Below are 26,495 nucleotides of genomic sequence, written 5' to 3'. Positions count from 1 at the left end.
GAAGAAGGATTCGATGAATCGCATGCAGAACAGGGTGCGGGGCTGGGGTGCCCGCGCTCTCGTCGGCGCGGCTTTGGCCGCCGCCGCGGTAGCGGGGTCGCTGGTCGTCCCGGCCGCGGCGTCGGCCGCGACCGCGCTCCCCGACGGCAAGACCCAGGAGACGGCCGCGGCGTCGTGCTGGGAGATCAAGCAGAACTATCCGTCCCAGCCGAGCGGTGTCTACTGGCTCCTGACGCCGAAGCTCGTCTACCCGCAGCAGTTCTACTGCGACCAGGTGAGTCTCGGCGGCGGCTGGGTGATGATCGGCCGCGGGCGCGAGGGATGGAAGGAGAACTACAACGGCCTCGGTACCCCCGAGCAGATCTTCTCCACGCCCAGCGGTACGGCGGCATTCAAGCCCGCGCAGCTTCCCGCCAAGACGGTGGACGGACTGCTCAACGGCGGACGACCCGATCAGCTTCCGCCGAACAGCATTCGCGTCAACCGCGCCTCGGCGCTGGACGGCACCCGCTGGCAGGAGGTCCGCTTCAGCCTGACCCGGCGCGACCGCTGGAACTGGACCCTGAGCGGCGGCAACCCGGTGGGCAGCTGGGTGTTCGGCGGCTACACCGGGTCCGGCGGGTGGACAGGTTCCGTCGGGTGGGGTGGCCCCACCATGCCCCAGGGTTATGGTTTCGGTAACGACGACGGCACCGGGTGGAACATGACCGGGGTTGCTCAACGAGCGACGCACAAGTACCTCGAGGGCTGGTCCTACGGTGCACAGGTCACCGGCGCCGACACTCCCACCTCCTACATGTGGGCCCCGGCCGGACAGGGGTACGCCATCCCGTTCGCCCAGATGTTCGTCAGACCACAGCTGAAACTCGCCGACCTGGACTTCGGGACGGTGCCATCGACGGGCACGCCGGCATCGACGCTGCCCTCCATCCCGAACAGCGACGCGATGAAGACCGTATGGGGGGTCTCCGGTCTGGCGAACGGCCAGGCCGGGGAACTCAACGTCGAGGTGGCCGAATTCGGTCAGGCCGGTAACACGGTGTTCGCGGGCGGCAACTTCCAGTACGTGCAGCAGACGCGCGATGGTGCCGGCAAGGTGGAGCAACCCTACCTTGCGGGATTCGACGTGAACACCGGTCAGTGGGTGTCGTCCTTCCGGCCCGTCCTGAACGGCCAGGTCAAGGCGATCGCGACGCTGCCCGATGGGCGTCTCGCGATCGGCGGGCAGTTCACGACGGTCAACGGTGTCGCTCAGCCAGCCCTGGCCTTCCTGGATCCGGTGACGGGGCAGCTCTCCGGGCAGCAGGTCAAGGCGGAGCACCGCACGGTCGGTGCGGTTCCCTACATCCACGATCTGGATATCCAGGGCGGTTACCTCTACGTCGCCGGCTCGATGACGCACCTCACCGCAGTGGGGACGACGACGAGTGCGAGCGCCTGGAACGGGGGTCGCATCAATCTCGCGACGGGCCTTCCGGACACCAACTGGAACGCGAACCTCAACGGCACCACGGTCGCCGTGGACGCATCCGCGCGGGGCGATCGTGCCTACTTCGCGGGGTACTTCGACTCCAAGGGTGGCACGTACACGCCGGACGGAACGGCGATTCAGACGGGTGCCGGGGCTCCGCTGACGAGTCCGGTGTGGGTGCCGTCGTTCAGCGAGTCGACCGTCGACGCCCAGGGGCACTATCAGGGGTACCTGTGGCAGAACGGTGTCGCGGAGATCGGAGACCGGGTGTACCTCGGCGGGTCGCAGCACTCGCTGTTCGGCTACGACCGCAACACCTTCCAGCGCGTCAGCGGATCCATCACCCACAACGGTGGCGACATCCAGACCGTGGACGACAACGGATCCATCGTGGTGGCGGGGTGCCACTGCGGCGACCACGCCTACCAGGACAAGTACCTGAAGAAGGAGATCACGGACCCGTGGACCGAGGTCGACAAGATCAACTACGCCGGTGCCTGGGATGCGGCGACGGGCAAGTACATCCCCGACTGGTCCCCGGTCGTGCAGTCGCGCGCGGGGCAGGGCGTGTGGGGCTCGTTCTTCGACAGCACCGGCGCGCTCTGGATCGGTGGTGATCTGACCGACTCCATGCGGGCGGGGCAGGTCAACCAGTGGTCCGGCGGTTTCATCCGGTTCGCGCCGCGGGATTCCGTGGCTCCGTCGACGCCGGGCGCGATCTCGTCGACGCCGAACGCGGATGGGGCGACCGCGACGCTCGCGTGGGGGGCATCCTCCGATGCGGGTTCCGGTGTGACGTACGAGGTGCTGCGTGGCAACCGGGTGATCGCGTCGACGACGGCGACGAACCTGACGGTCCCGGTTCCTGCCGAGGCGACGACCTACGTCGTGCGGGCGCGGGATGTCACGGGCAACCGCTCGGCGTCCACCGCGGTGTTCACTCTGCAGCCGGCGTCCCCGAACGCGTTGACCTTCGTGACGAACGGGGACTCGTGGTCGTGGCGGTACTCGTCGGATGCGCTGCCGGCGGACTGGAACGCGGCGACCTTCGACGCGTCGTCGTGGGCGGTCGGAAAGGGCCTGTTCGCGCGGGGCGTGTCGGGGGCGGCGACGAACATCGATCCCTCGAACCTGGCGACCAAGCCGCTGAGCGCGCAGTTCCGCAAGACGTTCACGGTGGACGACCCGACGACGGTAGTGAACGGGAAGGTCTCGGTGATCGCGAATGATGGTGTGGTCGTGTACCTGAACGGGGTGGAGCTCGGTCGGGTGCGGATGCCCGCGGGGGCGATCACGCAGAACACGTTGGCGAACGGCGTGGTCTCGAACGCGACCGCCGTCAGTAACCGGGTCGTCTTCGATGTCCCGGCCGGTGCGCTGGTGGCGGGCACGAACGTGATCACTGCGTCGGTGCACGCGAACTACCGTGCCACGACCGATCTCAGTTTCGACCTGGCGTTCACGGCGGAGCGGGGCACGGCTCCGGCTCCCGCACCGGGCCCGGTGGCGGGTCTGGTGGCGACGCCGGCGCAGACGTCGGTGGCGTTGGGGTGGACGGCTCCGTCCGGGACCACGGCGGCGGCGTCGTATGTGGTGTCGCGGAACGGGGTGAAGGTGGGGACGGTGACGGCCCCGGCGACCTCGTTCACGGATACCGGGCTGACGGCGGGGACGGCGTATACGTACACGGTGGTGGCGGTGTCGGCTGCGGGGGTGGCGTCGACTCCGGCGACGGTGCAGGCGACGACGACGGCTGCGGCTCCGGTGGGCCCGGCGGTGTCGGTGCCGAGCGGGTCTGCCTGGTCGTGGCGGTACTCGGCGGATGCGTTGCCGGCGGACTGGAACACGGCAGGGTTCGATGCGTCGTCGTGGGCGGTCGGCAAGGGCGTGCTGGGGCGGGGGGCGACGGTGGCGACGAACATCGATCCGTCGAACCTGGCCACGAAGCCGTTGAGTGCGCAGTTCCGGACGTCGTTCACCGTGTCGGATGCGGCGTCGGTGAAGGACGGGACGGTGTCGGTGATCGCCGATGACGGGGTGGTGCTGTATCTGAACGGGGTGGAGCTGGGGCGGGCGAATCTGCCCGCCGGGTCGATCACGCAGAACACGTATGCGACGGCGGCGCCGCGGGCGACGACCGCGGCGGGGGCGCGGGTGACGTTCCAGGTTCCGGCGACGCTGGTGAAGGAGGGGACCAACGTGCTGGCCGCGTCGGTCCACGCCAACTACCGCGGCACACCCGACCTCACCTTCGACGCCGCACTCACCATGCCGCGATAACCGCCACGGACACGCGCCGCGGCACCCGCCGCGGTCGTGAGGAGGAACAGAAGCCGAAGCCGAGGGGGCACACGGAGGGGCCGGACACCACCAGGTGCCCGGCCCCTTCGGTCATACCCGTGCCGGTTCAGCGGGAGCGGCCGTCTCGCCACGCCACCGCGTCGCGGGGAGAGTCGACCAGCACGGCGTCGATGCCCAGGCGACCGAGCTCGCGGTACCGCTCCGCGTCCGTCACGCCGATCACCATCAGGTTCACGCGGTCCTTCGGGTCGAGACACGCGACCGACTCGCGGTCCCACGGCGTCACCTCCACCTCGGTCGTCGCGGTGCCTGAGGTGAACGTCTCGCTCACGGCGACCGTCCGCCGGTCCTCGAACGCCATCCACGTCCCCGCGGCCGGAGGCGCGTCGCAGTGGTGGGCCAGGGCGATCTCGAGCAGCCGCTCGCGCGTGAGGTCGCGGTCCTCGGCGACCTGCACGTCTCCGGCCGCCCTGGTCGCGCCGCTCGCTACCGCGTCGGTGGAGTACACGACCGTGTTCGCCGTGCGACGGGTCTCGCGCAGCACGGCGAGCACGGCCTGCACGAGCGGCTCCGGGTTCGCCTGCTTGAGGTCGAGGAACAGCAGTCGATCCGCCGGCACCTCGGCCAGCGCCCGGCGGAGGGTGGGCAGCAGTGCCGCACCCGAGCGGTAGGGCGTGTCGGTGCTGCCGCGGGGGTGGAAGTTCCAGCCGGCGTTCAACCCGGTCAGCTCGTCGGCGGTGTGCTCCGCGACCGTGCCGGTGCCGTCGGTGTTCGCGGCGAGGTCGACCGGGCGGTACAGCACCGGGACGCCGTCCTTCGACAGCTGCACCGTGAGCCAGAGTCCGTCGGCGCCGTCGTCGAGCGAGCCGCGGATGCCCTCCAGGGTGTTCTCGGGGTAGTCGGCCGTGCCCGCGCGATGGGCGATGATGAGCGGCTCGTGGCGTTGACGGTCGGGGGAGGCGCCGGCGTCGCGGGTGGCCGGTCGCGCGGGGGACCCGCTCGCGGCGAGAGCCTGTTCGCCGGTGGCCGCGGCGAGCGGCAGGAGGCAGCCGAGGGCCAGGGCGGCGGCGGCGCGGATCCAGGGGCTCGATGGTCGGATGGACATGGTGGTGCTCCTTCACGGGGTCCCCGCCGCTTCCGATGGTCTCCCCGCCGCGCGGGCAGGCTAGCATCGCAGCGGCGATCACCCGGTATACCCGCCACGACGGGCGGCTCGTCGGCGCCGTCACACCCGCGTGGGCGCCGTGGTGCCGCCGTATTCTGGGCTCATGGCCTACGCAGAATCGATCGTCGACCTGGTCGGCGACACGCCCCTCGTGAAGCTCCAGCGCGTCACGGAGGGCATCGCGTGCACGGTGCTCGTCAAGCTCGAGTACCTCAACCCCGGCGGGTCGGCGAAGGACCGCATCGCGACCCGGATCATCGATGCGGCCGAGGCCAACGGCGACCTCGCCCCCGGCGGCACGATCGTCGAGCCCACCAGCGGCAACACCGGGGTGGGCCTCGCCCTGGTCGCCCAGCAGCGCGGCTACCGGTGCGTGTTCGTCGTGCCGGAAAAGGTCGGCGAGGACAAGATCGACGTGCTCCGCGCGTACGGGGCCGAGGTCGTGGTCACGCCCACCTCGGTCGCCGCCGACAGCCCCGAGTCGTACTACAGCGTCAGTGACCGGCTGGCGCGGGAGATCCCCGGGGCGTTCAAGCCGAACCAGTACGAGAACCCGAACGGTCCGCGCAGCCACTACGAGACGACCGGGCCGGAGATCTGGCGCGACACCGAGGGCGCGGTCACGCACTTCGTCGCCGGAGTGGGCACGGGCGGCACCATCACGGGCACGGGCCGCTACCTGCGCGAGGTGTCGGACGGCCGCGTGCGCATCGTCGGCGTCGACCCCGAGGGCAGCGTCTACAGCGGAGGCACCGGGCGGCCGTACCTGGTCGAAGGCGTGGGGGAGGACATCTGGCCCGGCGCCTACGACCCCTCCGTGCCGCACGAGATCGTGGCCGTGAGCGACGCCGAGGCCTTCGCGATGACTCGACGGCTGGCGCGCGAGGAGGGCATCCTCGTCGGCGGGTCGAGCGGCATGGCCGTGGTCGGCGCCCTGCGGGTGGCCCGCGACCTGCCCGCGGAGGCGGTGATGGTCGTGCTGCTGCCCGACGGGGGGCGCGGCTACCTCGGAAAGATCTTCAACGACGGCTGGATGCGCTCGTACGGCTTCAGCGAGGTGGAGGAGGGCGAGACCGTCGCGGACGTGCTGGCCGCCCGCCCGTCGCGGACGGGACACGGGCTGCCCGACCTCGTCCACGCGCATCCCACCGACACCGTGCTGGAGGCGATCCGCATGATGACGGAGTACGACGTGTCGCAGCTCGTCGTGCTGAGCGCCGAGCCGCCTGTGATGATGGGTGAGGTCGTGGGCACCGTCAACGAGAAGGGCCTGCTCGACCTGCTGTTCCGCGGCGACGCCGAGCCCAGCGATGCGGTCGGTGCGCACGTGGGGGAGCGGCTGCCGCTGGTCGGCATCCACGCGCCGGTCGCGCAGGCCAGGGCGGCCCTCGCCGAGGCCGACGCGCTGCTGGTGACGGAAGACGGCAAGCCGCACACGGTGCTCACCCGGCAGGACCTGCTGGCGTACCTGTCGCGCTGACGCGGGGCGTAACAGGGGCCGTCGGCGCGCGAAGCCCGGTCGTAGGCTGAGGACATGTCCGAGCACGCCTTCGCCACCCGAGCCATCCACGCGGGCCAAGCGCCCGACCCGACCACCGGGGCGATCATCCCGCCGATCTATCAGTCCTCGACCCACGTGCAGGACGGCATCGGCGGCTTCCGCGACGGCTACGAGTACAACCGCGCGGGCAACCCCACGCGGTCGTCGCTGGAGACGCAGCTCGCGGCTCTGGAGGGCGGCGTGAGCGCGCTGTCGTTCGCGTCGGGGCTCGCCGCGGAGGATGCGCTGCTGCGCGGCATCCTGAAGCCGGGGGACCACGTGCTGCTCGGCAACGACGTCTACGGCGGGACCTACCGTCTGCTGACGAAGGTGCTGGCGCCGTGGGGCATCGACACCACGACCGCCGAGCTGTCCGACCCGGATGCTCTCCGGGCGGCGATCCGCCCTGAGACGCGGATCGTCTGGCTGGAGACGCCGAGCAACCCGCTGCTGAAGGTGGTCGACATCGCGCTGATCGTCGAGATCGCCCACGCGGCCGGGGTGCTCGTGGTGGTGGACAACACGTTCGCGTCGCCCGCGCTGCAGCAGCCGCTGGCGCTCGGCGCCGACCTGGTCGTGCACTCCACCACGAAGTACCTCGGCGGGCACTCCGATGTGCTCGGCGGGGCCGTGGTGTTCGGCGACGACCGCTTCGTGGAGCCGGTCAAGTTCCAGCAGTTCGCGGTGGGTGCGGTCTCGGCGCCGCTGGACGCCTGGCTCACCACCCGCGGCATCAAGACCCTCGCGGTGCGCATGCGGCAGCACTCCGAGAACGCCCAGGCGATCGCGGAGTGGGCGGCCGCGCGACCGGAGTTCGCCGAGGTGTACTACCCGGGCCTGTCGTCGCACCCGGGTCACGCGGTGGCGGCGCGGCAGATGAGCGGCTTCGGCGGCATGCTGTCGCTCGGGCTCGCGGCCGGTGCCGAGGCGGCGCGGTCGTTCGCGGAGAGCACGAGCGTGTTCCAGCTGGCCGAGTCGCTCGGCGGGGTCGAGTCGCTGATCGGCTACCCGCCGGAGATGACGCACGCCTCGGTGCGCGGGACCGAGCTCGCGGTGCCCGAGAACGTGGTGCGGCTGTCGGTCGGCATCGAGGACGTCGCGGACCTGATCGCGGATCTCGAGGAGGGCCTCGCGCGCCTCGGCTGACCGGCCTCAGCACTCCCCGTACGGGATCGACGACGCACCCCCGGAGCGCTCCGGGGGTGCGTTTGCCGTCCCGCTGGACGAGGCGGCGACGGTAGCATGAAGGGTTCCCCTGGCCGAATCGATTCGACCACGCTCCGCCGATTCTGGAAGGACCTCGTGTCCGACGCCCCTCGCACCGACAGCACTCCGACCACCCCCGGGCCCGCGCCCGAACGCACCGCGACCGGCAGCATCCGCACCTCGTCGCCCACCGGCGCCATCCGCACGCTCGGATCGAACCCGGCCACCGCGCCGATCATGCTGCACCCGGGCGACGCGATCCCGCTCGGACGTCGCACGCTCACGATCATCCTGCTCGGAGCCCTCACGGCCCTCGGGCCGTTCACGATCGACCTCTACCTGCCCGCGTTCCCCGTGCTGGAGGAGGACTTCCAGACCACGGCCGCCGCGATCCAGCTCACCCTGACCGGCACCATGATCGGCTTCGCGCTGGGTCAGCTCATCGTCGGACCGCTCAGCGACAAGATCGGCCGCCGCACTCCGCTCATCGCCGTGACCGCGCTGCACGTGCTGGCCAGCCTCGGTGCCGCGTTCGCCCCCGACCTGCCGCTGCTCGGTGCTGCCCGGGTGCTGATGGGCATCGGCGCCGCGGCGGGCGGTGTGGTCGCGATGGCCGTGGTGCGCGACCTGTTCGGCGGGCGACGCCTGGTGGTGATGCTCTCGCGGCTCGCGCTCGTGTCCGGCGTGGCACCCGTGATCGCCCCGCTGATCGGCTCGTGGCTGCTGACGCTCATGCCCTGGCGCGGCATTTTCGGCGTGCTCGCGGCCTACGGCGTGGTGATGCTCGTGTCGACGGTGCTGTTCATCCGGGAGACCCTCCCGGTCGCGCGACGCAAGGACCCCGGTGGCGCGACCATGCGCGAGCGGTACCGGTCCGTGCTGACCGACCGGGTGTTCCTCGGGGTGCTCGTGATCGGCGGCATGACGTTCTCTGGCCTGTTCTCGTACCTGTCGGCGTCGCCGTTCCTGTTCCAGGTGACGCACGGGCTCGACCCGCAGCAGTACGGGCTGCTGTTCGCGGTGAACTCCCTCGGCGTCGTGATCGGCGTGCAGACCGCGTCGCGCCTCGCCGCGCGCTTCGGGCCGCAGTGGGTCATGGCGTACTCCACCGCGGTGCTGCTGCTCGCCGCCTCCGCCATCGTCATCACCGACCAGCTCGGCCTCGGCCTGTGGGGGACCGTGATCCCGCTGTTCGTGTTCATGACCGCCTGCGGCTTCACGTTCCCGAACGTGCAGGTGCTCGCGCTCGACCGTCACGGCAAGGCCGCAGGCACCGCCGCGTCGATCATCGGCGCGACGAACTTCGGCGTCGCGGGGCTCATCTCCCCGCTGGTGGGCTGGATCTCGCAGGACGCGGGGATCACCGCGACCACCATGGCCTCGGTCATGGTGGGCTGCGCCGCAGTGGGCATCCTCGCCCTGTGGTTCGTGGTGCGCCCGCGCACCGTCGGCATGCTGACGCCCTGAGGTCGCCCGAGCATCGGTCAGAATAGGACGATGAATCGACGGATGCTGCTCTGGTGGGGCGTCGCCTGCCTGCTCCTGGCCACCGCACTGGGCGCGGTCGTCGTGCTCACCTCCCCGCAGACCTTCGGGTTCGACCGGTGGTGGAACGAGACGATCGTGCGCATCCGTGCCGACTGGATGCTCGACTTCGCCCTGGTGCTGAACTGGATCGGTGGCGGCTGGGTCGCCATCCTCGGGGTCCCGCTCCTGGCGATCCTGATCCTCCTGCTGCTGCGGCGCTGGCGAGGGGCGCTGTTCGCAGCGATCTGCTTCCTCGCGAGTGCCGGAGCGGTGCAGCTGCTGAAGAACATCTTCGGGCGCGCTCGTCCCGACGACATGCTCGTGGTGAGCGACTACGGCTCCTTCCCGTCCGGGCACACCGCGAACGCCGCGACCATCGCGGTGGTCGTCTGGGTCCTCTTCCCCCGCGTCTGGACGGCGATCGCCGGAGCGGTCTGGGTGCTGGCGATGGCGCTGTCGCGCACGTTCCTGTCGGTGCACTGGGCGACGGACACGCTCGGCGGCGCTCTCGTCGGTGCGGGTGTGGTGCTGGCGCTCGCCGCCTGGCTGCTGCCGTGGGTGCGCGCCGACGTGGCGGACCGTGCGGCCCGCGCCGATAGGCTGAGCCAGACCTGACCCGACCCGAGGAGTGCTCCGTGGCGCGTATCCGCCCCTACCGGCCCACCGACCGTGCCGCGATGTACGAGATCTGTCTCAAGACCGCCGATGCCGGCGGTGACGCCACCGGCATCCTGTCGGACGACGACCTGTGGGGCGCGCTGTTCGCCGTGCCGTACGTGGAGCGCCACCCCGACCTCGCGTGGGTCGTGGAGGGAGACGACGGCCGGGCGATCGGCTACCTCGTCGCGACCGACGACACCGACGCGTTCTACGCCTGGTTCCGCGACGTGTGGTGGCCTCCGTTCCACGAGCGCTACCCGCGCCCCGACACCGTGGACGGACGCGAGAGCCGCCTGATCGACTACGCCTACACGCGCGAGCCCGGCGCCGAGCCGCACGCCGCCGAGTACCCGGCCCACCTGCACATCGACCTGCTGCCCGAGACGCAGGGGCAGGGGATGGGGCGGCGCCTGGTGGAGACGCTGTTCGACGAGCTCCGCCGCCGCGGTGTGCCCGCCCTGCACCTGGGCATGGATCCGGCCAACGCGGGTGCGGCGGCGTTCTACGACCGGCTCGGCATGACCCGTCTCGCGGAGACCCCCGGCGGCATCACCTACGGCGTGCGCTTCGATGACGAGGCCGGGGCGCGCTGACGCCTCCCCATCCGACGACGAAGGCCCCCGCAACGGCGGGGGCCTTCTCGTTTCTGGCGGTGACGGCGGGATTCGAACCCGCGGTTGCTTGCACAACACACGCTTTCCAAGCGTGCTCCTTCGGCCGCTCGGACACGTCACCAGGGAACAACCTGTCCATCCTATCCGATGCGATGTGATGCGCGTGACCGGGCCCGGGGACGTCATCCGAAGAGGCAGATGTGTAATATTGCACCTCACTAGGGTGCTGTATAACCTCAAGTGAGGACGCGACCGACACTGGGGAGGTCGCACTCCGGGGGAATCATGCGAGCGCAAGAAAGAGGGACGCCCTGATGTCGGGCGATGAGATCATCGGTGCGCGCGCTCTGCGCGAGTGGATAACCGGTGAGCGCCATCATTACTCGCGGGTGTTCTTCGTGGATCGGAACGCCCCCGCCCACCAGGTCCTGGCGGCCGCCGAAGGCCGCGACGCGGTCTTCCTGCCGGATGGGAGCGAGCCGTGCGAGACCCACGCCGAGGTCATCCGCTACGGGGGTGGGTGGGACGACGTCGGCGATGAGCTGTTCCTCGGCCCGCACGGCGTCGAGCGCCAGGACTACATCGCGGCGGCCTTCGTACAGATGGTGGGACCGATCGTCGTCGGATTCTCCGATGAGACGAGCTGGCGGGCATTCCTCGACGATGCGGAGCTCGCTCGACGCACCGGCGTGTTTCCCGCCGCCCTGCTCGATGCCCGCGTGCTCCTCGCGGACCGCGTCGCGCTCGCTTCTCCCGTAGCGCTGATGCGTCCGAGTGCCGTCCGCGTCCGCAGCGACGGGCGGGTCTCGGCGGGCATGCAGGGCGAGGTGGTCGGTGCGGTCACCGAGCTGCCGTCTCTTCTCGCTGCAGCGCTGCCGGGGGCCGCCCTGGTGGGCGGAGTCATGCCCCGAGACAGGGTGCTCGACGACCTCCGCACGCGGGGCTGGGTCGGGCGATACCTCACGGCACTGGAGCTGATGAGAACCCTCTCCCTCGCGAGCACCGACGCGGCGATCGCGGGCTTCGGCTGGACGCCCTTCGACGACGGGCTCTGCGATGCCGAACCCCGGACCGCCGATCCGCTTCTCCTCGAGACGGGGGACGGGTTTCTGCTCGCGGATCTCACGACGCGGCGCCGGCAGCTGCTGTCCCCCGACACGGCCAGGGTCGTGGCGGTCACGCAGACGTCCAGCGATACGGAGAGTGCGGCCGCGCGCGTGGCGCGACAGCTCGAGGTGCCGAAGTCCCAGGCGCTCTCGCTCTGCCTCGAAGCGATCGATGCGCTCGGCGTGCACTGCGGGCGGCGAGCCGTCGACTCGTCCTCGACGACAGGAGCCGTGCGGTGAGCGCGCCGCACGCCCTCTGGACCTCGATGCTGCCGGCGGACACGACCTTCGCGCCGGACCGGGTCGCGGTCGGAGCCGCGGGTCATCGGATTGCCTTCGCGGACGGCTCGACGCGGCTCTGTGCGACGAGCGGGCTGTGGAACGTCCCGCTGGGCTTCGGCAACCCTGCCGTGGCCGAAGCCGTGAGTCGGGCGAGCCGCGACGCCTCGTATCTCTCCCTCTTCCGGGCTCCGCATCGCTACGCCGAACACGCTGCGGACGCTCTCATCGACCTCGCCGGCTCGCTCCGCTACCGCCGCGTGATCTTCTCCACCTCCGGCGGGGCGGCGAACGACGCAGCCATGAAACTCGTCCGCCAGTACTGGGCGCAGAAGGGGCGCCGGGACCGGACGATCAGCGTCGGCCTCCGCGGCAGCTATCACGGCACGATGTACGGCAGTCACGCCCTGAGCGGTGACGATCTCCTGCAGTCCGTGTACGCCGTCGACCGCCGCTCCGTGCGGCACGTGTCGGCGCACGACGACGGTGAGGAGCTGGCGACCCTGATGGCACGGGAGGGCTCGCGGGTGGCCTCGGTCGTCGTGGAACCGATCCTGGGCAGCGGCGCGCACGCGCTCTCCGACGCGTTCGTCGATCGCCTTCTCGCCCTGCGCGAGGAGTACGGCTTCCTCGTCGTCGCCGACGAGGTCGCGACGGGTTTCGGCCGCACGGGCACGATGTTCGCGACCGACACCTGGCCCGCCGCACCCGACGTGCTCATCCTGTCGAAAGCGTTGACCAACGGCGCGATGGGGGCCGCCGCACTCCTGGTGGGGCAAGAGATCGCCGTCGCATTCACAGACGGCGGATGGACGTTCGTGCACGGGGAGACGCAAGCGGGGACCCCGATGTGCGCGGCAGCGATCCTCGCCGTGATCGATGAGCTGCGTCGTATCGACGTGGAGTCGGCGACACAGGCGCTGGCCGTCGAACTGCAGAACCTGGTGCGGTCGTGGAAGACGGAGCAGCTGATCGCCGACAGCACCGGTCGCGGGTGTTTCGTCGGGCTTGCCCTTCGTGACGAGCACGGACAGGAGCTCTCCGGAGCCGCCGTCCTGCGGGTCGTCTCCGCGATCGCCGATCACGGTGTCGTCGTGCATCCGGGGCCCAGTGCGATCGAGCTGATCCCGGCGTACGGTTTCGGCGCGCCGGAGCTGCGAGAGGTCGACACCGCCGTCCGCGCCGGCCTCGCCGAGGCACGTGGGGCGCTCTCATGACCAGCGGATTCGCGGGTCGCGTTCCGACTCTCTGGCACGGACCGGGGATCGCCCGTCGGATGACGCGTCAGCTGACGGCAGGGCGTGAGGCGCTCGTCATCGCAGATCCGGCCGCGGTGCTCCCGCTTCCCACCGGACGCTCGGTGCGCACGCGGACACTCGACACCGGGCGCGCCGATGTCAGAGCGGTCGTCGCGATCGCTCGCGAGATGATGGACCGCCCGCCGGAGGTGGTGGTGGCCGTCGGAGGTGGAAGCATCCTCGACGCGGGCAAGATCGCCGCGCTCGCGCTGGCCCGGGGTCATCTCCTCGACTACGCCATCGGGCACGCGCGGCTGTCCGCGCTCACCGTCCTGCCCGACGCACTCCCGCCCGTCGACCTCGTGGCCGTGCCGACGACGCTGGGGACCTCGTCGGAGACGAACGGCGTCGGCATCCTCACGAACGAACGGGGCTCTCGACTGATCGTCGGCCGCGCCCTCCGCCCCCGCCACGCCCTGGTCGACCCGTGGAACTTCTCCACCCTCAGCCCGGGTGCGGTGCGCGAGGGAGCGCTGGAGGCGTTCCTGCGCATCGCGGGTGCGGCGACCAGCGTCCAACGAAGCCCGAGGGCCGACAGCGACGCCGTCGCTCTCGGAAGGGCCCTGCTCGAGACCGCGGCGCACGACGCCGGATCGCCCTCGGGGAGACAGCGCCTCGCGCGTCTGAGCGGAGCCACGCAGCGCAGCGCGGCGCTGCGTGGAGGCGATCCCTTCAGCGCGCGGCACTGGTATCTGGCGAACGAGGTTTCCTCTCACCTGGGCGTGCGCAAGATGGTCGCGACGGCGGCGGTCATCGGCGCGGTCTGGCGCCGAATCGGAGCGGGCGACGCTCGCTGGGGTGACCGGGAGAGTCTCGCGGACTTCTGGGCGCGTGTCGCTCACGCGGTGGCCCTTCCCCTCGACCCGGCGGACGGCATCGACGCGCTGCTCGAGCGGTGGCGGATTCCGAGTCCGCCCCGGCCGGCCGCAGCGCTCCTGCACAGCATCGTCGAGGCCGCCGAGCAGTCGTGGGGCGGGCGTCGGCCGATGCTCCACGGGCTCGACGCGGGAGACCTCCGCGCTGTGCTGGGCGACGGCAGATGGAGCCTCCGAAACGCAGCGGCGAAAGCCGGACGATCGACGAAGGAAGGAGGTGAACGAGATGGAACCACGCAGTGACACGTGCATCCGATTCGAAGAGCTGGATCCCATGGAGGCCCCGAGCTGGGACAGCTTCTACAAGGGCGTCATCGGTGCTCTGATCCTCATCGGTGCGGGCGCGGCGATGGCCACGTGATCTGACTTGACGGCGGGAGAGAGCGAAGGGAGGTGAGCATGCACGCTGCGACGCCGACGCTCGAGTTCACAGAACTCGAGGCCATGGACGCGCTCAACGACGGCGATGACTTCATGCGGGGTTTCGCCGTCGGAGTGATCATCGGGATCCTCGCTCTGACGTAGGAGACGCACTCGGACGAGTGCCCAAGGAGGTGCACAGTGCAGAAGACATCGATCGAGTTCGTGGAGCTCGAGCAACTCGACACACCGATGGAGTGGTGGGAGCACGCCAGCTACATCATCGCCATCATCGGCGGGGCGGTGGCGATCGCCACCTGACAGAAGGGTGCGGGCCGCAGGCGGGGGCCCGCGCCCGCTCACACCGGGAAGGCGAAGACGAATGGCAGATCTGATCACGGAGGCGGTGGCCGCACGGCTCCGCGCGGTCGGCGCGCACGCCGTGCCTGAGGACCTGTACGCGGCTGCGGGCAGTACCTTCTACGAACGGCTCGTCGGCTCCGATCGTGCCGAGATCCGGGAGGTGCTCGCGCTCGCGCGGAAGACCGAGGGTCCGATCCTCGACCTCGCGGCGGGAAGCGGACGGCTCACGATCCCTCTGGTGCGCTCGGGCCGGCGCGTGATCGCGCTCGACCTGTCGGCCGACATGCTGGCCCTCGTGCGGCACGTCCTCCCGGGGGAATCCGCGGTGGAGTGCGTCGTGGCGGACATGCGCGATTTCACGCTCGCGCGACGCTTCCGCCTGGTCATCCTCGGTGCCACCTCTCTCACCCTGTTGAACGGGGAAGACCGCGCTGCGCTGTACGCCGCCGTTCGGCGGCACCTCGCTCCGGGCGGTCTCTTCGCATTCACGCTGGCGGGGGCCATCGCGGAAGCGGAACTGCGCGTGACGAGGACCGAGAAGATCTGGGTCCCGGGGCCGGATGGCGCGGAGAGGTATCTGTTCAGCCAGCAGATCGAGGACGACGGCTCCGCCCGACTCGTGAACTGGCTGCGCGCGGACGATCTGGTACCGGGGGGAAGGGTGACGGTGTTCACGAGCCGCCTGCAGGTTCTCGGCCTGGATGAGATCTGCCGTGAGATCGCGGACGCCGGGTTCGAGGAACCGAACGTTTCTCCCGTACGGTCTCCGCAGGGTGCGGAGATCGTGATGGTGACGACGTCCGCGGTTTCCTCCACGACGATCGCGGCTGACGATGCCGTCGCCTGAGCCGCCCCACCGGCAGCGCTTTCGCGGGACCGCCCCGCTGGGTGCCGAGGACCGTCCCGTGCGCTCCGCAGACGTCTCCTTCGAACGTGTCGGGGAGGACGCGGTGTGGGTCGCGTCCGTGCACGGCGTACCGACGTCGCGGGTCTCGCGCTCCGTCGTCGATCTGCTGGAGGCGATGGACGGCGAGACACCGCTCCACGTCCTCCGCACCCGCTTCGCACCGTCCGAGTCCTCGGAGAGCTTCCTTCGACTCGTCGAGCGCTTCCGAGCAAGCGGATTGCTGGAGGGCGCAGGAAGAATCCCGCCGGGGCGGCTGTCGTATCGTGCCCCGCTCACCCTGCAGGTCGCGACCCTGCGTGCGCCCGAGCTCTTCCGACGGTTGCACCGTCTGCTCCCGTCGCTTCCCAAGAGGGTGATGCTGATCCCCGTCGTCATGGCCGGGCTCGGGGCTGTTGCCGCCCTTCTTCAGGCGGCGGATGTCGTCCGGGTCGTCGTGACACCGGTGCCGCTGGCCGCCCTCCTCGGCACCGTCATCGTGCTCGGGCTGCTCACCCTGCTCCACGAGACGGCCCACGGCCTCACACTCACCGGCTTCGGCGGCACGCCCCGTCGGGCCGGTTTCATGATCTTCTATCTCGCTCCCGCGTTCTTCGTCGATGTGACGGACGGCTGGCGTCTCCGCGACCGTGGGCAACGCGTGTCGGTCGCCCTCGCCGGACCAGCCGTGCACGTGGTGGCCGCCGGAGTCGCTCTGGTCGCCGCTCTCGCGCTCCCGCCGTCCGAGCTTCGTCAGGCCGTGCTGCTGGCGGGTGTCTCGTGCGTCCTCATCGTCCTGATCAATCTCATCCCCTTCGTGCGCTTCGACGGATACATCGCGCTCATGAGTGCTCTCGACGAGCCGAATCTGCGCGAACGCACGATCCGCGATGCCTCGGACCGCCTGGTCCGGCTCCTCTTCGGGGGTGGGCGGTCGGAGAAGCGAGTGCCGCGGTGGTGGAGCGTGCCGTTCGGTCTGGCGAGCCTGTTCACGCCGTGCGTGTTGGTGTTCCTCGCTGTTGCACGGGTGGCGAAGGCGGGTACCGCGGGCGGCCCGGTGCTCTCCGTCCTCACGCTCGCTCTGGAGGTCATCGTGGCGATCACCGGGCTGACGATCGTGCTTCGGGCGCTCGTGCGCGTGCTCCGGGCCGGAGTGTCCCGAGTCCGATTCGCGACCGTGCTCGCCGTGATGACCGGCGCTGTCGTCATCGCCGGTGCCCTGATCCCCGTGCCACGCACGGTCACGCTCGGCTTCTGGACGCATGACGGCCGGATGTCGCTCGTGCAGGCCGGAGGAGGACGCGCTTCCGGAATCCCCGACGGCACCCGCGTCGACCTGATGACCAGCGGGATCCTCGGGAGCGCGGTGATCGGCACCGGGACGGTCGTGCACCGGTCCCCGACCCCGGTGACGGTGCCGTTGGACGCGCTGGTCCCGGTGTCCGCCCCCGACGTCTCCGTCGCCGCGGTGAGTATCGGCGTCGTCGAGTTATCCCCAGACCACCCAGCCCCGCCGGGCACCGGGCAGGCGCGTGCTCATCTGGGGACGACCGATCTGTGGCACGCGCTCTGGACGGCGGGAGTGACCGAGCCGTTGTCGACTCTCATGGACGAAAGGTAGGAGAAGGATGAACAGGAAGGATCGGGCGATCGAGGTCCGAGGGCTCACCAAGAGGTATGGCCATCGGGCGGCGGTCGATGGGCTCTCATTCGGGGTGCCGCGCGGGTCGATCGTCGGGCTGCTCGGCCCGAACGGGGCGGGTAAGTCGACCACCCTCCGAGCGATCGTCGGGCTGCTGCGACCGACGGAGGGGGAGTGCCTCATCGACGGCCGCCCGTTCGCGTCGCTGGAGAACCCCGCGACGCACGTCGGAGTCCACATGGACGGGTTCGGGTTCGAGGTGGGCATCACGGGGCGACGGCATCTGGAGATCGCCCGGCTGGCGGCGGGGGCTCCGTCGCAGCGCGTGGATGAGGTGCTGGACGAGGTGGGACTCGCGCCCGACGCCCGCCGCCGCGTCAAGACCTACTCGACGGGGATGGCGCAGCGACTGGGCTTGGCGACCGCGCTCGTCGGCTCGCCGCGGACACTGATCCTGGATGAGCCGGCGAACGGGCTGGATCCGGACGGCATTCGTTGGCTTCGCGGCTTTTTACGGAGCTTCGCCGACCGTGCCGGCACGGTGCTTATCGCGAGCCATCAGCTTCCCGAGCTCGAACAGGTGGTCGATGAGGTGGTCGTGCTCAAGCGTCGCGCCCTGTTCGCGGGGCCGCTGCGGGATCTCGTCACGAGCGACGCCGAGTCGCTGGAGAGCAGGTACTTCGAATTGATCGAGGGGGTGTCGGCGTGACGTCGGTGATTCGCAGCGAGCTGCTGCGTTCGGTGAGCGGCTTCTCCGTGCTCGCGATCTTCCTGGTCGCCGTCCTGCTGCCGGTGTACGTTCTCTGCTCGGATGGCTCGCACTTCGACCTCGCGGGCCTCGAGCCCGCCGCCGCGACACTCCAGGTTCTGCAGCCCCTCGCCTGGACGGCCCTCTCGGCCGCGTTCGTGGGCGCCTACACCGTCACCCGCGAGTACTACTACGGCTCGATGGACCGTACCCTCGTCGCCGTGGGGTTCCGGCGCGCCTTCGCGGGCAAGCTCGTGGCGGGGGCGCTGGTCGCCGTCGGCACCTCTCTCGTCATCTGCGTGCTCTGGACGGCGGCCGCCGCGATCCTCCTGACACGGGAGGGGCAGTCCTTCGTCCTCGGCGACGACGCCTGGGGAATGTACGGAGGCGCGCTCGTCGGCGCCGTCCTCGGCGCTCTCCTCGGAGGTGCGATCGGCTGGATCACCCGGAACTACTACGTGACGGCGGCGATCCTCCTCGCCTATCCGCTGGCCGTGGAGTTCGCGCTGCTGCGGACGGCGCCGGAGGTCGCGAGGTACTCGCCCGGCATGGTCCTCGCCGCGATCGGAGCCCCCGCGTATCAGGGGCGGTTGCTCGACCTCCTTCCGGCGCTGGGCGTCGCGCTCGTGTGGACGGGCGGTCTGGTCGGGATCGCGTGGGCGCGAGGACGCCGGGCCGTCGCGTGATCGGTCGGGCTCTGCGTGCGCAGGCGCGCGACGTCGGCGGCGACCTCGTGCTGCTCGGTGCGGCGGTGGCGGCGCTCGTGATCTCGCTCCCGCTCGCGGCGAGCATTCCCTCAGAGCTCGCGGATGCCCCTGCCGGTGTCCGTGACACCCTCACCGCGCCGCTCCACACCGTCCTGGCGACCTCCGCGGCCGTTCTCGCGGCGGTCTACGGTTCGTTCCGGTACACGGTCGATCGGCGCGACGGCGTCATCGCGCAGCGTCTGATGCTGTTGCCGCGGTGGGCGGTCCTTCTGGTCCGGCTGCCGACGTCGGCGATCGGGGGAGCGGCCGTCGCGCTCGTCGCACTCCTCGGCGGCCACGTCGTGCTGTGGGCCACGATGGGCGGCATTCCCCTGGACGCAGCGGCGGTGGGCGCCACTCTCGCGCTCGGTGCCCTCGCCGGCCTGTGGGGAGTGGGGATCGGGATGATCGTCCAGGCCCACCTCGTCGCGCTCTTCGTCACGTCCCTGTCGCTCGGGGTCGCGACGCTCGTCGCGCTGTTCTGGAGCGCCGGGGCCGCGAGTCTTCCGCTGCTCGCGTTCCTCCAGACCCTCGGGTTCGACGTGACCGCCGTCGGGCTCTCCACGGGCGATCAGCTGTACGGCCTTCTCCCGGCCGGGCTGACGGCGGCCTGGGTGCTCGCGGCCGTCGGCGGGGGGAGCCTCGCGTTCCTGAGCCGCGACGTCACGTGACCGCCTCTGACCCCGGCCGCGGTCAGGTCGGCGACGTAGGATTCCGGGGTGGCAACCCCCAAGATCGTCCTCTTCTACGCCTTCACCCCGCTCGCCGATCCCGAGGCGATACGGGTGTGGCAGCGCGACCTCGGCGAGGCGCTGGGACTGCGGGGACGACTGCTGATTTCGAAGGACGGCATCAACGGCACGCTCGGTGGCGATCTCCCCGCACTCAAGAAGTGGGCGCGCTCGTTCCGGTCGTACGCGCCGTTCCGCGACGTCGACCTCAAGTGGAGCGAGGGCACAGGGCTGGACGAGCACGGCCGCAGCCTCGACTTCCCGAAGCTGAGCGTGAAGGTGCGCGACGAGATCGTGTCGTTCGGGGCGCCCGGCGAGTTGCGCGTGGACGAGCACGGCGTCGTCGGCGGCGGAGCGCGACTCACCCCGGAACAGCTGCACGAGCTCGTGGCCGAGCGCGGCGAGGAGGTCGTGTTCTTCGACGGTCGCAACGCGCTCGAGGCGCAGATCGGGCGCTTCCGCGGCGCGGTCGTGCCCGCCACCGAGACCACGCGCGACTTCGTGGACCTGCTCGACTCCGGGGTCTACGACGACCTGAAGGGCAAGCCCGTCGTGACGTACTGCACGGGTGGCATCCGCTGCGAGGTGCTGTCGAGCCTGATGACGGCCCGCGGGTTCGGCGAGGTGTACCAGCTCGAGGGCGGCATCGTGCGTTACGGCGAGAAGTTCGGCGACGACGGACTGTGGGACGGCTCGCTGTACGTGTTCGACGGCCGGGGTTCCGTCGACTTCAGCGATCACGCCCGGGTGATCGGTCGTTGCGCGGGCTGCGGCGCCGCGACCAAGCGCACCGCGAACTGCCCCGATCTCTCGTGCCGTGCGCAGTTCGTCGTGTGCGACGACTGCGACACCGTGCGCTGTGCCGCGCACCCCGCCGAGGCCGCCGCGTCCTGATCACCCGCGGGGGCGCTCAGGCCAGCAGCGCCGCATCCGCTCCGCGCGGGGCGTACAGCGACCGCGGCAGCAGTCGCGCGCGCACCCGGGTCGGGCCGTCGACGCTGTGCTGCAGGCTCGACAGCACCGCACGCAGGGGTTCCGCGAGATCGTCGGTCTCCTGTGCGCCGGGGCGGGCGTAGTTGGCGCGCTCGACCGCGGTGGTGAGGCGCTGCAGGGCTGCGGCGTCCGCGCCACGGCCGCGCGCGAGGGCGGCGGCTCGCGCACGGGGGCTGTCGGCGTCCGACACCGGCAGCGCCAGGTCGAGCAGGGTGTCGCGCAGTTCCGCCCACGCGGCGGCCGCGTCGCCTCGGGCCGCGCGACGCATCCGCATCCGCCGCTCGATGAGCCGCACGATCCCGGGGAGCAGGAGCAGCACGACCACCCCGAGCGTCACGAGCGCGACCGGGGTCGGGTCGAGGCGGCGCAGCTCTCCGGATCCCGCGGACCCGGGGTCCGCGTCACCCCGGTCGACGTCGGGGCCCTGCGTCTCCTGCGTCTGCGGCGCCGTGGTCGGCGCGGGCTCCGTGATCCCGCCGGTCGCACCGCCCTGGGCCTCGCCCGCGCGGAACGCCGTCGGAACGCCGAGCGACGCGGTGGGCTCGAACGACACCCAGCCGATGCCCGGGAACAGCACTTCGGGCCAGGAGTGCAGCTGGTCGCTCGTCACGGAGAAGATCGACTCGTCTCCGCGCTTCTCGTCGGTGAGCGAACCGGGGAGGTACCCGACCACGATCCGCACCCGCATGTCGAGGCTCTCGGCCATCAGGGCGAACGCGCCGGCGAAGTGCACGCAGTACCCGGAGCGCTCCTCCAGGAAGCGGGCGACGGCGTCGGCGCCGGTGCCGTCGAAGCCCTCCTCCACCGGCGTCTCCAGCGAGTAGTCGAACTGCGCGCGGAACCAGTTCTGCAGCGCCACGAGCCGGTCGTAGTCGGTGTCCGCGTCGGCTGTCACCTCGGCCGCGAGCTCGCCGATGATCCCGGGCAGCTCGACGTCCTCGATGTCGGGATCCGCGAGCGGCGGGGCCGCGTCGACCGCACGGATCTGCTCGAGCGTCGGCGTGACGCGGGTGGAGCTCACGGTGTAGTCGTTGCCGGCGGCGTCGGACCGACGCGAGTACAGCGTGCGGTTCTCGGGGGCCACCCGCCACGACCCGTTCAATCCCGACACGTCGGTGGCGGGGTACGGCACCGGCAGCCAGGCGCTCGACATGCGCAGGATGCGGATGGACGTGGTGGCGTCCTCGGTCGCGACGCCCTCGCTCCACTCCGGCTCCCCGAAGCCGTCCGCCTGCGACTGCAGGTCGCCGCGGTCGGGCTGCCACACACGGCCGTCGAAGCGGGACAGCGTGGTCAGGCGCAGATAGGGCGCGGTGGCGGCGTCGGTGGCGAGGGTGAGCACCTCGACCGGGTTGGGCTGGCGCAGGTCGTCGCCGAGGCGCAGCGACGCGTCGACGGTCACGCCGACGCCGGTGCCGGCCATGGTGGGGGCGACGGGCAGCGCGGGCGTCACCACGAGCGCGGAGACGACGGCGGCCGCGCCGACCCCGACGGCGACCGACAGCGAGCTCCGGCGCGGAGAGGAGCCGTCGCGCTGCGCAGTGACCCGGAACAGCAGCAGCGCCGTGAGCGCGAGGGCCACGAACCAGGCGACGTTCGGGTCGCCGAAGGTCACGATCATCGGCACGGCGCCGATCACGCCGATCAGCACGGTGGCGAGCACGGCCGAGCGCTGGGCGACCAGGTGGTCGAGCAGGATCGCCACCACGGCGAAGCCCGCACCGAGGGCACCCGCCAGTGCGGGGGAGGCGTCGAGCGGCGCCGAGCCGAACACGATCTGCTCCCATGCGGCCGCCCCCAGGCCCTGGAACACCGCGAGGGTCGTCGCGGTGGGAACGACCCCCAGGATCGCGGTGTCGCCCGCGAGCAGCAGCGTGAGCACGGCGACCGCGACCGCGACCTGGGCGAGCAGCGCGCCGAGGTCGCCCAGTCCCGCGCGCCGGCGGCGGAGGAGGTGACGGACGAGCATCCCGGTGCCCACCACGGCCACCACGATCAGCACGACCGTGAACGACCAGGCCCCCGGCGTGATCACCGAGGTGAACGGCCACAGGGCAACGAGCGCTCCGACCGCGGCGAGCACGCCCGTGGCGACGACGCGATCCGGTTCGTCGCGGTCGCGGTGCCACCGCGGCACGGTGCGCGGCGGCGGGGTCGCGGCGCGCGGCTGCTCAGCGCGGAACATCGCCCGCTCCGCTCCGCGCGGCCAGCGCGTCGTCCCAGGCCTCGGCGACGTCGGTGCCGAGGGCGGCGACGGTCCACCCGTGCTGTCGTGCCGCGTCGGCCGCACCCGGCAGCGGCTCGGTGGCGAACAGCAGCGGGGCCGCGGCTCCCGCGGGACGCAGCAGCGCCGCGTCCTCCTCGTCGACGCGTCCGGTGATGAACACGAGCGGCCCGGGCGGGGTGCCGCCGACGAGGGCCGCGAGCTCCCGGGCCTCGCCGCGCGGGGTCACCAGGGCGAGTGCGACGAGCAGGCCGTCGCGGTCGTCCTCGTGTCCGCGGAGCGCGCCGAGCAGCGTGCCCGCGGTGTCGATCACGTCGACGCTGTAGCCCTCGGCGGCGAGGTGCAGGGCGGCCGAGGCGCACAGCGACACCGCGGACTCGAAGGCCGGGTCGGCGGCGTCGCCCTGCGGGTCCCAGCGACCGGCGCTCCGGTCGAGGACGACCAGCGCGTCGGGGCTGGACTCCTCTTCCTCCTGGCGCACCATCAGCTCGCCGCGGTGAGCCGTGGCCCGCCAGTGGATCCGGCGCATGGAGTCGCCGGGGGCGTAGCCGCGCGGGGACAGGTTGTCGCTGCCCTGTCCGAGGCGGGTCGACGAGGTGTGGGCCGTCCCTCCCGCCGCCCCGATGCGCACGGCGAGCGGCGTGAGCGCGAACACCTCCGGCACCACCGTGATGGTCCGGGTGTCGCCGAACGCCTGCTCCCGCTGTGCGAGTCCGAACGGGTCGACCGTACGGAGCATGAGGGGGCCGAGCGGCCAGACGCCGCGCCGCACCCCCGCGATGAGGTAGCTCAGCTGCGCGGTCTCGGCGGGATACTCGCCGCTGGAGTCTCCGGCGACCGCGTCGGGCAGCACGTCATGCCACAGGCCGTGCGGCACCCGCCGCGCCCGCAGCGTGAAGCGCACCGTGACCCGCGAGGCCTCCGACACCGTGAGCAGGTCGGTCGAGATCTGTCGCGCGACCGTCCCTGAGCGCCGTGGCAGCCGCACCGCCAGCGCGGAGAACAGGGTGAGGGCGGCCAGGAACACGGCCATGAAGAGGAGGATGCGCGCGCCGAGCACGTTCGCCGCGACCAGGCAGCCGAACGCCGCGACGAGCGTGCCGGTGCCCCGGCGGGTGAGGAGGCGGCGTCGTCGCATGGCGGGGGTCTCAGGAGCGGGTGGCGACCGGGACGCGCACGCGCTCGGCGATCTGCGTGAGCGCGGCCTCGATGGGCTGGGCTCCGGCGCGATGGGCGCCGCGCGCGGGGAGCAGGCGGTGGGCGAACACGGGGAGGAGCAGCGACGTGATGTCGTCGGGGATGACGTAGTCGCGGCCGTCGAGGGCCGCCCACACCTTCGCCGCGCGGACGAGCTGGAGGGTGGCGCGGGGGCTGGCACCGAGATGCAGGCTCGGGTCGGAGCGGGTGGCCTGGGCGAGTGCGACCGCGTACTCCTCCAGGGCCGGGGCCACGTGCACGGCCCGCGCCCACGCGATGAGCTGCGCGACGGACGCGGCGTCGGCCACGGGCGTCACGGTGGCGAGCGGGTTCACCACGTCGCGCTGCCGCAGCATGAGGGCTTCCGCGCCCGGGTCGGGGTAGCCCATCGAGATGCGCATCATGAAGCGGTCGCGCTGCGCCTCGGGGAGGGCGTAGGTGCCCTCCATCTCCAGCGGGTTCTGCGTCGCCACCACGAGGAACGGGTCGGGCAGGCGGTGCGTGGAGCCGTCGACCGTGACCTGGCCCTCCTCCATGGCCTCCAGAAGCGCGGACTGCGTCTTGGGGGAGGAGCGGTTGATCTCGTCGGCGATCACGATGTGGGCGAACACGGCGCCCCGCTTGAACTCGAACTCCCGGTCGACCGGGTTGTACACCGACACGCCCGTGACGTCGCCGGGCAGCAGGTCGGGCGTGAACTGGATGCGGCGGACCGTGGCGTCGATGCTCGCGGCCAGTGCGCGGGCGAGCATCGTCTTGCCGACGCCCGGCACGTCTTCGATGAGCAGGTGGCCCTCGGCGAGCAGGCACACGAGCGCGCTGCGTACGGCGTCGGGCTTGCCGTCGATGACCTGGCTGATCGAGCCGAGAATCGCCGCCGTCTGGGCGGCGAATCGCTCGGCGTCGATCGTGACCGGGGTCAGGGGGGCGTTCTCAGGCATGCGATCCCTCTCGCGTCGACGCAACGATGCGCGTGAATCGATCGTACGCTCCGCGCGGCGTGCGGGACCATGCCCGCGTGGGTTCGTCGCCCCGCCGCTGGTCGGGTAGAGTGGACGACGGCTCTCCGCGTGGCGGCATCCAGGCCAATTCCCCCAGGGCGGAAACGCAGCAAGGGTAACCGGGCTCTGCTGGGTGCGCGGAGGGTCTTTTCTTTTGCCGGGCCCGGTACACAGGCGTTCGTCGGACGGGCCTGCGACAATCGAGCGGTGACCGTCCCCCCTCCTTCGCGGCCGCCGCATCCGCTCGCCCGCTTCGCCTCGCCGGTGCTGCTGGTGGCGGTGATGTGGCTCGTGCAGTTCGCCGATGCCGTGCTGCCCGGATCGTTCACGGGCTTCGGTCTGCGGTCGTGGGACCTGTCGGGGCTCAGCGGCATCATCCTCGCCCCGCTGCTGCACGCGAGCTGGGCGCACCTCATCGCCAACTCGGTGCCGTTCCTCGTGCTCGGCTGCCTGGTCGCGGTCGAGGGGGCGCGACGCTTCTGGGCCGTCACCGTGATCGTCGCGGTCGTCGGCGGGGTCGGCACCTGGCTCGTGAACGCTCCAGGCACGCTCACGGTGGGCGCCTCGGGCCTGGTGTTCGGCTACTTCGGCTACGTCGTGATGCGCGTGTTCGCGCCGGGGCGCGTCGCCCATCGCATCCTCTACGCCGTGATCGCCGTGGTCGTGATCGGCGTCTACGGCGGCACGATGCTCGCGGGCGTGATCGGCGTGGCCGACGGCGTCTCGTGGCAGGGGCACCTGTTCGGCGCGATCGGCGGCGGCGTCGCGGCGCTCATCGGGCGGCGCTCCCATCCGGCGGCGGGAGCCGTGCGCCCGTGACCGCGTCCCGCGCGAGGCCGCGGGCGGGCAAGCCCGCCGCCCGGCGGAGGCCCGCGGCGAAGAGGTCTCCGGCGGCTCGGCGTCGTGCGGCCGCGCGGCGCCGGACGGCATCCCGTGCGCGCTGGCGCACGCGCGGCCGGCGTCTGCTCGTGTCCGCCGGCGTGGTGGCCGTGGTCGCGGGGCTCCTGGTGCTCATCCCGCTCGGCCTGGCCCGCGACCCCGCGCCGGTCTGCATCGACCGCCCGGAGACCTTCCCCGCGGCGGGCATCCAGGGGTGGCGCGGCGAACAGCTGGAGAACGCGGCGACCATCATCCGCACGGCCTCCGCGCTCGGCTTCGGGCGCGACGGGCAGATCCTCGGCGTGATGACCGCGATGGGGGAGAGCAGCCTGCGCGCGATCGACTACGGCGACTGGGAGACCCGCGGCTGGACCAACCCCGACGGCTCGCGCACCACGAGCATCGGGCTGTTCCAGCAGCAGGACTGGTGGGGCAGCGTCGAGCAGCGGATGGACCCCGCGGCCTCGGCCACGCTGTTCTACGAGCGTCTCGGGCGGCTTCCGGAGTGGCAGTCGATGCCGGCGTCGCACGCAATCCACCGCGTGCAGATCAACACCGACCGCGAGTACTACGCCCGCTACCAGGAGGATGCGACGGCCGTGGTCGACGCTCTGTCCGGACCGTGCGAGTGACGGCGCGTTAGTCACGGCACCGTCCGGGCGCGTCCGACGGCGCCCCGCCTAAGC

The 26,495-nt window shown here is 71.4% G+C and carries 24 protein-coding genes, 1 tRNA gene and 1 other RNA gene; 21 read left to right on the top strand and 5 right to left on the bottom strand.

Annotation, left to right across the window (positions count from 1 at the left end):
• Nucleotides 1–13 precede the first annotated feature (13 nt).
• On the top strand, nucleotides 14–3,751 hold the full coding sequence (locus ACFWCH_RS00745) for a fibrinogen-like YCDxxxxGGGW domain-containing protein (RefSeq protein WP_378802690.1): 3,738 nt from the start codon (nucleotides 14–16) through the stop codon (nucleotides 3,749–3,751).
• 127 nt (nucleotides 3,752–3,878) lie between these two features.
• On the opposite strand, the gene ACFWCH_RS00740 is transcribed toward ACFWCH_RS00745, so the two are convergent.
• Nucleotides 3,879–4,877 (bottom strand): glycerophosphodiester phosphodiesterase family protein, encoded by a 999-nt coding sequence (locus ACFWCH_RS00740; protein WP_378802689.1) that lies wholly within the window; start codon nucleotides 4,875–4,877, stop codon nucleotides 3,879–3,881.
• 163 nt (nucleotides 4,878–5,040) lie between these two features.
• Here ACFWCH_RS00740 and ACFWCH_RS00735 point away from each other — a divergent pair, with 163 nt between their 5' ends.
• The 5 genes from ACFWCH_RS00735 (at nucleotide 5,041) to ACFWCH_RS00715 (ending at nucleotide 10,463) form a co-directional block, all read left to right on the top strand.
• The gene (locus tag ACFWCH_RS00735) at nucleotides 5,041–6,417 is read left to right on the top strand and encodes a cystathionine beta-synthase (protein ID WP_378802688.1); all 1,377 of its coding nucleotides are present in this window, start codon (nucleotides 5,041–5,043) and stop codon (nucleotides 6,415–6,417) included.
• A 54-nt stretch (nucleotides 6,418–6,471) separates the two neighbouring features.
• Complete coding sequence (locus tag ACFWCH_RS00730) at nucleotides 6,472–7,623, top strand: cystathionine gamma-synthase (RefSeq protein ID WP_206252909.1); 1,152 nt, start codon at nucleotides 6,472–6,474, stop codon at nucleotides 7,621–7,623.
• A 156-nt stretch (nucleotides 7,624–7,779) separates the two neighbouring features.
• Nucleotides 7,780–9,150 carry a multidrug effflux MFS transporter gene (locus tag ACFWCH_RS00725; RefSeq protein ID WP_378802686.1) on the top strand — a complete coding sequence of 457 codons (1,371 nt, stop codon included), beginning with the start codon at nucleotides 7,780–7,782 and terminating at the stop codon, nucleotides 9,148–9,150.
• A gap of 30 nt (nucleotides 9,151–9,180) precedes the next feature.
• Nucleotides 9,181–9,825 carry a phosphatase PAP2 family protein gene (locus tag ACFWCH_RS00720; protein ID WP_206252914.1) on the top strand — a complete coding sequence of 215 codons (645 nt, stop codon included), beginning with the start codon at nucleotides 9,181–9,183 and terminating at the stop codon, nucleotides 9,823–9,825.
• Nucleotides 9,826–9,845: 20 nt separating this feature from the next.
• Nucleotides 9,846–10,463 (top strand): GNAT family N-acetyltransferase, encoded by a 618-nt coding sequence (locus ACFWCH_RS00715; RefSeq protein ID WP_378802685.1) that lies wholly within the window; start codon nucleotides 9,846–9,848, stop codon nucleotides 10,461–10,463.
• Nucleotides 10,464–10,517: 54 nt separating this feature from the next.
• Here ACFWCH_RS00715 and ACFWCH_RS00710 read toward each other — a convergent pair.
• Nucleotides 10,518–10,605, bottom strand: a tRNA-Ser gene (locus tag ACFWCH_RS00710).
• A gap of 193 nt (nucleotides 10,606–10,798) precedes the next feature.
• On the opposite strand from ACFWCH_RS00710, the gene mpaB reads away from it, so the two are divergent.
• The 12 genes from mpaB to ACFWCH_RS00650 all read left to right on the top strand — a co-directional run bounded on the left by mpaB (nucleotide 10,799) and on the right by ACFWCH_RS00650 (nucleotide 20,409).
• Complete coding sequence (gene mpaB, locus ACFWCH_RS00705; RefSeq protein WP_378802684.1) at nucleotides 10,799–11,830, top strand: daptide biosynthesis RiPP recognition protein; 1,032 nt, start codon at nucleotides 10,799–10,801, stop codon at nucleotides 11,828–11,830.
• Entirely contained in the window at nucleotides 11,827–13,086 is a 1,260-nt protein-coding gene (mpaD, locus tag ACFWCH_RS00700; RefSeq protein ID WP_136045748.1) for a daptide-type RiPP biosynthesis aminotransferase, read from the top strand. The genes mpaB and mpaD overlap by 4 nt, the downstream gene beginning before the upstream one ends.
• Complete coding sequence (mpaC, locus tag ACFWCH_RS00695) at nucleotides 13,083–14,285, top strand: daptide-type RiPP biosynthesis dehydogenase (RefSeq protein ID WP_378802683.1); 1,203 nt, start codon at nucleotides 13,083–13,085, stop codon at nucleotides 14,283–14,285. The genes mpaD and mpaC overlap by 4 nt, the downstream gene beginning before the upstream one ends.
• A complete protein-coding gene (gene mpaA1, locus ACFWCH_RS00690; RefSeq protein ID WP_275090549.1) occupies nucleotides 14,269–14,403 on the top strand; it encodes an MpaA1 family daptide-type RiPP in 135 nt (44 codons plus the stop codon). Before mpaC ends, mpaA1 begins: the two co-directional genes overlap by 17 nt.
• Before the next feature lie 38 nt (nucleotides 14,404–14,441).
• Nucleotides 14,442–14,567, top strand: a complete 126-nt coding sequence (gene mpaA2, locus ACFWCH_RS00685; protein WP_275090548.1) for an MpaA2 family daptide-type RiPP — start codon at nucleotides 14,442–14,444, stop codon at nucleotides 14,565–14,567.
• A gap of 36 nt (nucleotides 14,568–14,603) precedes the next feature.
• Complete coding sequence (gene mpaA3 / locus ACFWCH_RS00680; protein ID WP_308194330.1) at nucleotides 14,604–14,723, top strand: MpaA3 family daptide-type RiPP; 120 nt, start codon at nucleotides 14,604–14,606, stop codon at nucleotides 14,721–14,723.
• Nucleotides 14,724–14,784: 61 nt separating this feature from the next.
• Complete coding sequence (gene mpaM / locus ACFWCH_RS00675) at nucleotides 14,785–15,612, top strand: daptide-type RiPP biosynthesis methyltransferase (protein ID WP_136034218.1); 828 nt, start codon at nucleotides 14,785–14,787, stop codon at nucleotides 15,610–15,612.
• A gap of 58 nt (nucleotides 15,613–15,670) precedes the next feature.
• Entirely contained in the window at nucleotides 15,671–17,269 is a 1,599-nt protein-coding gene (gene mpaP / locus ACFWCH_RS00670) for a daptide biosynthesis intramembrane metalloprotease (RefSeq protein ID WP_378802681.1), read from the top strand.
• A 7-nt stretch (nucleotides 17,270–17,276) separates the two neighbouring features.
• A complete protein-coding gene (locus ACFWCH_RS00665; RefSeq protein ID WP_136034221.1) occupies nucleotides 17,277–17,999 on the top strand; it encodes an ATP-binding cassette domain-containing protein in 723 nt (240 codons plus the stop codon).
• Nucleotides 17,996–18,724 carry an ABC transporter permease gene (locus ACFWCH_RS00660; RefSeq protein WP_136037038.1) on the top strand — a complete coding sequence of 243 codons (729 nt, stop codon included), beginning with the start codon at nucleotides 17,996–17,998 and terminating at the stop codon, nucleotides 18,722–18,724. Before ACFWCH_RS00665 ends, ACFWCH_RS00660 begins: the two co-directional genes overlap by 4 nt.
• Nucleotides 18,721–19,455 (top strand): hypothetical protein, encoded by a 735-nt coding sequence (locus ACFWCH_RS00655; RefSeq protein ID WP_247637621.1) that lies wholly within the window; start codon nucleotides 18,721–18,723, stop codon nucleotides 19,453–19,455. Before ACFWCH_RS00660 ends, ACFWCH_RS00655 begins: the two co-directional genes overlap by 4 nt.
• Before the next feature lie 48 nt (nucleotides 19,456–19,503).
• Nucleotides 19,504–20,409, top strand: a complete 906-nt coding sequence (locus tag ACFWCH_RS00650; RefSeq protein WP_136037039.1) for a rhodanese-related sulfurtransferase — start codon at nucleotides 19,504–19,506, stop codon at nucleotides 20,407–20,409.
• Between the two features lie 16 nt (nucleotides 20,410–20,425).
• On the opposite strand, the gene ACFWCH_RS00645 is transcribed toward ACFWCH_RS00650, so the two are convergent.
• The 3 genes from ACFWCH_RS00645 to ACFWCH_RS00635 are packed head-to-tail and all read right to left on the bottom strand — an operon-like array spanning nucleotide 20,426 to nucleotide 24,870.
• Complete coding sequence (locus ACFWCH_RS00645; RefSeq protein ID WP_378802680.1) at nucleotides 20,426–22,693, bottom strand: transglutaminaseTgpA domain-containing protein; 2,268 nt, start codon at nucleotides 22,691–22,693, stop codon at nucleotides 20,426–20,428.
• A complete protein-coding gene (locus ACFWCH_RS00640) occupies nucleotides 22,680–23,870 on the bottom strand; it encodes a DUF58 domain-containing protein (protein WP_378802679.1) in 1,191 nt (396 codons plus the stop codon). The genes ACFWCH_RS00645 and ACFWCH_RS00640 overlap by 14 nt, the downstream gene beginning before the upstream one ends.
• Before the next feature lie 10 nt (nucleotides 23,871–23,880).
• The gene (locus ACFWCH_RS00635) at nucleotides 23,881–24,870 is read right to left on the bottom strand and encodes a MoxR family ATPase (RefSeq protein WP_136028517.1); all 990 of its coding nucleotides are present in this window, start codon (nucleotides 24,868–24,870) and stop codon (nucleotides 23,881–23,883) included.
• 116 nt (nucleotides 24,871–24,986) lie between these two features.
• Between ACFWCH_RS00635 and ffs the strand changes: the two genes are divergently transcribed.
• The 3 genes from ffs (at nucleotide 24,987) to ACFWCH_RS00620 (ending at nucleotide 26,441) form a co-directional block, all read left to right on the top strand.
• An RNA gene (ffs, locus tag ACFWCH_RS00630) (signal recognition particle sRNA small type) lies at nucleotides 24,987–25,083 on the top strand.
• Between the two features lie 54 nt (nucleotides 25,084–25,137).
• Complete coding sequence (locus tag ACFWCH_RS00625) at nucleotides 25,138–25,749, top strand: rhomboid family intramembrane serine protease (protein WP_378802678.1); 612 nt, start codon at nucleotides 25,138–25,140, stop codon at nucleotides 25,747–25,749.
• Complete coding sequence (locus ACFWCH_RS00620) at nucleotides 25,746–26,441, top strand: hypothetical protein (RefSeq protein ID WP_247982047.1); 696 nt, start codon at nucleotides 25,746–25,748, stop codon at nucleotides 26,439–26,441. The genes ACFWCH_RS00625 and ACFWCH_RS00620 overlap by 4 nt, the downstream gene beginning before the upstream one ends.
• The last annotated feature ends 54 nt before the right edge of the window (nucleotides 26,442–26,495 follow it).

It is taken from the genome of Microbacterium sp. NPDC060132, from assembly GCF_042729675.1.
GTDB classification, from domain to species: domain Bacteria; phylum Actinomycetota; class Actinomycetes; order Actinomycetales; family Microbacteriaceae; genus Microbacterium; species Microbacterium sufflavum.
This window is presented reverse-complemented; position numbering and strand designations above follow the sequence as displayed.

Bases quoted from the DNA above. Each gene is read 5' to 3' on its own strand.
- mpaA1 (WP_275090549.1), top strand. From the start codon at position 14,269: ATGGAACCACGCAGTGACACGTGCATCCGATTCGAAGAGCTGGATCCC.
- ACFWCH_RS00645 (WP_378802680.1), bottom strand. From the start codon at position 22,693: ATGTTCCGCGCTGAGCAGCCGCGCGCCGCGACCCCGCCGCCGCGCACC.
- ACFWCH_RS00720 (WP_206252914.1), top strand. From the start codon at position 9,181: ATGAATCGACGGATGCTGCTCTGGTGGGGCGTCGCCTGCCTGCTCCTG.
- mpaC (WP_378802683.1), top strand. From the start codon at position 13,083: ATGACCAGCGGATTCGCGGGTCGCGTTCCGACTCTCTGGCACGGACCG.
- ACFWCH_RS00730 (WP_206252909.1), top strand. From the start codon at position 6,472: ATGTCCGAGCACGCCTTCGCCACCCGAGCCATCCACGCGGGCCAAGCG.
- ACFWCH_RS00665 (WP_136034221.1), top strand. From the start codon at position 17,277: ATGAACAGGAAGGATCGGGCGATCGAGGTCCGAGGGCTCACCAAGAGG.
- mpaM (WP_136034218.1), top strand. From the start codon at position 14,785: ATGGCAGATCTGATCACGGAGGCGGTGGCCGCACGGCTCCGCGCGGTC.
- ACFWCH_RS00745 (WP_378802690.1), top strand. From the start codon at position 14: ATGAATCGCATGCAGAACAGGGTGCGGGGCTGGGGTGCCCGCGCTCTC.
- ACFWCH_RS00635 (WP_136028517.1), bottom strand. From the start codon at position 24,870: ATGCCTGAGAACGCCCCCCTGACCCCGGTCACGATCGACGCCGAGCGA.
- ACFWCH_RS00640 (WP_378802679.1), bottom strand. From the start codon at position 23,870: ATGCGACGACGCCGCCTCCTCACCCGCCGGGGCACCGGCACGCTCGTC.
- mpaA2 (WP_275090548.1), top strand. From the start codon at position 14,442: ATGCACGCTGCGACGCCGACGCTCGAGTTCACAGAACTCGAGGCCATG.
- mpaB (WP_378802684.1), top strand. From the start codon at position 10,799: ATGTCGGGCGATGAGATCATCGGTGCGCGCGCTCTGCGCGAGTGGATA.
- ACFWCH_RS00740 (WP_378802689.1), bottom strand. From the start codon at position 4,877: ATGTCCATCCGACCATCGAGCCCCTGGATCCGCGCCGCCGCCGCCCTG.
- ACFWCH_RS00735 (WP_378802688.1), top strand. From the start codon at position 5,041: ATGGCCTACGCAGAATCGATCGTCGACCTGGTCGGCGACACGCCCCTC.